Source organism: Micromonospora sp. I033 (genome assembly GCF_053890995.1).
In genome coordinates this window covers 1-4,632 of sequence record NZ_JBSSLX010000317.1, presented here as the reverse complement: position 1 = coordinate 4,632, position 4,632 = coordinate 1, and the positions used below count along the sequence as shown (strand labels likewise).

Annotated in this window: 6 protein-coding genes; 1 reads left to right on the top strand and 5 read right to left on the bottom strand. The window is 73.8% G+C overall.

The features are described 5' to 3' along the window. From tatC to ACW0Q9_RS29215, 5 genes are all read right to left on the bottom strand, one after another. Nucleotides 1-735, bottom strand: a 735-nt coding sequence (gene tatC / locus ACW0Q9_RS29235; RefSeq protein WP_456186783.1) for a twin-arginine translocase subunit TatC, incomplete at its 3' end; no start/stop codon positions are given. A 20-nt stretch (nt 736-755) separates the two neighbouring features. After that, nucleotides 756-1,034 (bottom strand): Sec-independent protein translocase subunit TatA, encoded by a 279-nt coding sequence (tatA, locus tag ACW0Q9_RS29230; RefSeq protein ID WP_456186781.1) that lies wholly within the window; start codon nt 1,032-1,034, stop codon nt 756-758. Nucleotides 1,035-1,250: 216 nt separating this feature from the next. Then, nucleotides 1,251-1,499 carry a hypothetical protein gene (locus ACW0Q9_RS29225; RefSeq protein WP_456186779.1) on the bottom strand — a complete coding sequence of 83 codons (249 nt, stop codon included), beginning with the start codon at nt 1,497-1,499 and terminating at the stop codon, nt 1,251-1,253. A 10-nt stretch (nt 1,500-1,509) separates the two neighbouring features. Beyond that, nucleotides 1,510-2,517, bottom strand: coding sequence for a helix-turn-helix transcriptional regulator (locus ACW0Q9_RS29220; protein ID WP_456186777.1), 1,008 nt, complete (start codon nt 2,515-2,517; stop codon nt 1,510-1,512). Continuing rightward, nucleotides 2,514-3,512, bottom strand: a complete 999-nt coding sequence (locus ACW0Q9_RS29215; RefSeq protein ID WP_456186775.1) for a helix-turn-helix transcriptional regulator — start codon at nt 3,510-3,512, stop codon at nt 2,514-2,516. The genes ACW0Q9_RS29220 and ACW0Q9_RS29215 overlap by 4 nt, the downstream gene beginning before the upstream one ends. 150 nt (nt 3,513-3,662) lie before the next feature. Between ACW0Q9_RS29215 and ACW0Q9_RS29210 the strand changes: the two genes are divergently transcribed. Further along, a partial coding sequence (locus ACW0Q9_RS29210) for a cation diffusion facilitator family transporter (RefSeq protein WP_456186773.1) occupies nt 3,663-4,632 on the top strand: 970 nt, incomplete at its 3' end.

The following is a 4,632-nucleotide window of genomic DNA, read 5'->3' as shown; positions in this document are numbered from 1 at the left end:
GAGCGCGGAGAGGCAGATCGCCAGCGCCGTCATGCCGAACGGGTCGGGCGTCGGCGTGACCACCGCGGAGAACGCGAAGAACACGAAGATCGCCACCCGCCACCAGCTCAGCAGGCGCTTGGCGCTGGCCAGCCCGACGAAGTTGAGCATCAGCACGATCAGCGGGAACTCGAACGCCACCCCGAACAGCAGGATCAGGTTCGTGACGAACCCGATGTAGCGGGTGATGTCGAGTGTCGTGGTGACGTCGCCGCCGCCGGAGACGTTGAGCAGGAACTCCAGGCCCTTGGAGGTGACGAAGAACGCCAGCACCGCGCCGGCCGCGAACAGCGGCGCGGCCAGGGCGGTGAAGAAGTAGGCGTACCTCCGCTCGTGCCGGTGCAGGCCCGGCGCGATGAACGCCCAGAGCTGGTAGAGCCAGATCGGCGCCGCGATGATCAGGCCGACCCAGAGCGCGACCTTCATCTGCAACAGGAACAGGTCGGCCGGGCCGAGCTGGACGAAGTTGCAGTCGCCGTTGGCGAGCCGCGCCTTCGGCAGGTTGCAGTAGGGCATCTGCAGCACGTGCAGGACCCGGCCGGAGAGCCAGACGCCGAAGCCGAAGCCGACCAGGATCGCCAGGGACGCGCGGAACAGCCGGTTGCGCAGCTCACGGAAGTGCTCGATGAGCGTCATCGAGCCGTCGGCGGCCCGCTCGAACGTGCTCGGGCCGCGCTTCTTCAACCCGAAGGCCACGGTGGTGGGGCCCTCTCGGATCAGTTCTCGCGGACGCGCTGCACCGGGTCGACCGGCGGGGCGACCGGCTGCTGCGGCTGCGCGACCTGCTGCTGCGGCGGCAGCGGCTGGTAGCCGGTCTGCGCGTCGGCCTTCTCGGCCAGGTCACGGTCGTCGTCGTGCAGGCTCTTGGTCTCGGCCTTGATGATCCGCAGCGAGCGGCCCAGCGAGCGGGCCGCGTCGGGGAGCCGCTTCGCGCCGAAGAGCAGGATCAGCACGACCACGAGTACGGCGATGTGCCACGGCTTGAGGGCACCCATGGGAAGCTCCAGTCGCTCTGTGTCGGTGAGGGGTGGTCGGAGCCCATCGTACGTGCGTCGAAGGCGGTTGCCACCCTGCCGGGCCCCCGGTTACGGGCCTGGTCGGTGAAGTCTCGGCCAACCCGGAGTGTCCCGTCAACCACCCACGGGGGCGCAATCGTGCGCGGATCCGGCCGCGAACGCGCAGCTATCGCGCAGCGGACCGACCGCCGTCGATCACTTCCCGCGCCTGGCCTTGATCAACGTCATCCGTTCCTGCGCCACGCCCACCCGCTCCTGGAGCGACTCGGCCCGCGCCTGGAGTTCCTCGGCGGCCGAGCGCAGCGACTCCGCCTCGGCCTGGCGCCGCTGCAGGGCCAGCGCCGTGCGGCGCAGCCGGGGCAGCCGCGCCAGCACCGGACGGACCGCCAGGGCCAGCACGACCAGCGCGAACAGCACGACCCCGAGCACGATCCACGTCACCACGGCGGTCAGCCTACTGGCTGAGGCCGGCCACCGCCGGATCGGCGCGGTCGACCGGGGTGGCGTACGCGTCCAGCGCGGCGACCGCCTGGGCCCGGACCTGCTCGGCCAGCTCGGTCGGCGCGACCACCGTCACGTCCGGCCCGAGCCCGAGCACGAACCGGCGGGCCCAGCCCAGGTCGGTGACCCGCAGCGACACCAGCCACTGCTCGCCGTCGGCCTCGACCCGCTCGCACGGGTAGTACTCGGTGATCCACCGCTCGCCCCGGCCGATCCGCAGGGTGATCAGCGGCAGGTCCGGCGAGGGGCGGAACACACCGTCGCTGAGGTCGTGCGGGCGGGCCTGCGGCGGCACCACGGCCTGCTCGGCCAGCTCGGTGACGGCGTCGATCCGGTCGGCCCGGAACAGCCGGACCGCCTCGGCCCGGCGGCACCACGCCTCCACGTACGCCCGGCCGCCGACCATCAGCATCCGCAGCGGGTCGATGGTCCGCTCGGTGGTCTCGTCCCGCGCGGCGGTGTAGTAGGTGATCCGCAACGCCCGGCCGCGCTCCACGGCGGCGCGCAGCTCGCGGACCCGGGCCGTGTCGCCGGGCAGCCGCACCTCGACCGGGGCGCCGGCCAGGTCACCGGCCGCGCTCTCGATCTTGGCGAGCGCCCGCTCGACGGCCTCCCGGTTGGCCACCCCGGGCGTCTCGGCGAGCATCCGCAGCGCCACCACCAGGGCCAGCGCCTCGTCCGGGGTGAGCCGGAGCGGGCGGTCGATGCCGGCGTCGTAGGTGATGGTCACCCGGTCGCCGTCGAACGCCATGTCGATCAGGTCACCGGGGCCGTAACCGGGCAGCCCGCACACCCAGAGCAGCTCCAGGTCCTCGCGGAGCTGCTTCTCGGTCACCCCCAGGTCGTGGGCCGCCTCGGCGATCTCGATGCCGGGGCGGGCCAGCAGGTAGGGCACCAGGTTGAGCAGCCGGGCCAGCCGGTCCGCCGAGGCGCGGCCACCGCGGGCCGCCGGGCGGGTCACCGGGCACCTCCGGCCACGGCCAGGTCGTCGTGGCGGGCGGCGATCTCCTTCAGCCGCTGGATGACCGCCTCACGGACCTCCGGCGGCTCCAGCACCCGCACGTCCGGGCCGTAGCCGACGATCTGGCCGGCCAGGTAGTCGGCGTCGGCGTACGGCAGGACCAGCTGGTCGCCGTCGGGCCCGGCGTGGGTCTCCACCGCCCAGCGGCGCAGCCCCGCGGCGCGGCCCGGGGCGACCAGCACGGTGGCCCGGCCGGTCCGCTCCACCGGCCCGGACCAGCGGGCCACGTGGCTGATCAGGTCCACCCCGGCGGGCGGCTCGTACGCCCCGGGCTGGCCGGTCACCCGGACCGTGCCGACCACGCGGGAGAGCCGGAAGCAGCGGGTCGCCGCCCGGTCCAGGTCGTGACCGACCACGTACCAGCGGCCGCGCCAGCAGACCACACCCCACGGCTGGAGCCGGCGGCGGGTCGGAGCGTCCCGGTCGGGCACCCGGTAGTCGAAGTTGACCTCCCGCCGGTCCCGCGCGGCGGCGGTCAGCGGCGCGAACCCCGGGTCGACCGTGACCATCGGCTCCAGGCCGAGCGTGGCCTGCGGGTCCACGTCGATGCCGGCGGCCCGCAGCTTCGCCAGACCCGACGAGGCGGCGGCGGCCAGGCCGGCGTGCTGCCACAGCCGCGCCGCGATGCCCACGGCGGCGGCCTCGTCCGGTTCGAGGGGGATGTCGGGCAGCGCGTACTCGCGAGGTGCGATCCGGTAGCCCGGCTCGGCGTCGAAGACGCTGGCCGTGCCGGTCTCCAACGGCACCCCGAGCTCCCGCAGCTCGGCCTTGTCCCGCTCGAACTTGCGCTGGAACGCCTCGTGGTCCTTGGCGTCGTCCGGATCGTGCTCGTAGCCGGGCACGGTCGCGGCGATCTGCGCGGCGGTCAGGAACCGTCGCGTGGACAGCAGACAGATCACCAGGTTGACCAGGCGTTCGGTACGGGTCCGCGACACGTGGGAAACGCTAGCAGCCCGCACGTCCGCAGCGCGCACCCGCGCGGGCGCGGCGCGCGGGAGTCCCGCGCGGGAGCGATCCGGACCACACCGCCCCGGGGCCGCGTCGCTCGCCCGGCGGCGGGCCGACGGCGGCCATAGGGTGAGCCCATGGCGCAGGCGGAGGTCAAGAGCGAGAGCGTGGGCACCGTCGTGGTGGCCGGCGCGGCCAACCTCGCCATCGCGGTCGCCAAGCTGATCGCGGGCCTGCTCTCCGGCTCCGCGGCGATGCTCTCCGAGGCCGCCCACTCGGTCGCCGACACCACCACCGAGGTGCTGCTCTACCTGGCGCTGCGCCGCGGGGCGCGGCCCGCCGACCCCCGGCACCCCTTCGGGTACGGCAAGGAGAGCTACGTCTGGGCGTTCCTCGCCGCGCTGTTCACCTTCGTGGTCGGCGCCGGCTTCGCCATCACCCACGGCGTCACCACGATCCTCGTGCACGAGCACACCGGCAACTACCTGACCTCGTACGTCGTGCTGGCGATCTCGTTCGCCATCGAGTCGGTCTCGCTGGCCCGGGCCGTCCGGCAGGTGCGCCGGGAATCCCGGCGCTGGCGGGCCACCCCGCGCCGCTACCTGCGGCTGACCGCCGACACCACGGTCAAGGCGGTCTTCCTGGAGGACAGCGCCGCCCTGATCGGCCTGCTGCTCGCCGCCGCCGGGCTCGCCCTGTCCCACCTCACCGGCGACGAGCTCTACGACGGCGTGGCCTCGATCCTCATCGGCGTGCTGCTGCTGGTGGTCGCCGGCATCCTGGCCCGCAGCAACATCTCGCTGCTGGTCGGCCGGGCGGTGTCCGACCGGGTGCACCGGCAGATCGAGCACGAGCTGGCCGGGCTGCCGGCGGTGGACCGGATCGACACCCTGATGACCATGTTCCTCGGGCCGGAGGACATCCTGGTCGCCGCCAAGGTCGACTTCCGGGACGACGCCACCGGCGCCGACATCGAGGACGCCGCCGACGAGGCCGAGCGGCGGCTCACCGGCCGGTTCCCGGAGATCGCGTACGTCTTCCTCGACCCCACCCGGTCGGCGCGCGGCAGCGCCGGGCACCGGGCCCGGACCACCCAGGACGAGGACG

Coding starts and splice junctions, on each gene's coding strand:
- tatA (WP_456186781.1), bottom strand. CDS start 1,034: ATGGGTGCCCTCAAGCCGTGGCACATCGCCGTACTCGTGGTCGTGCTG.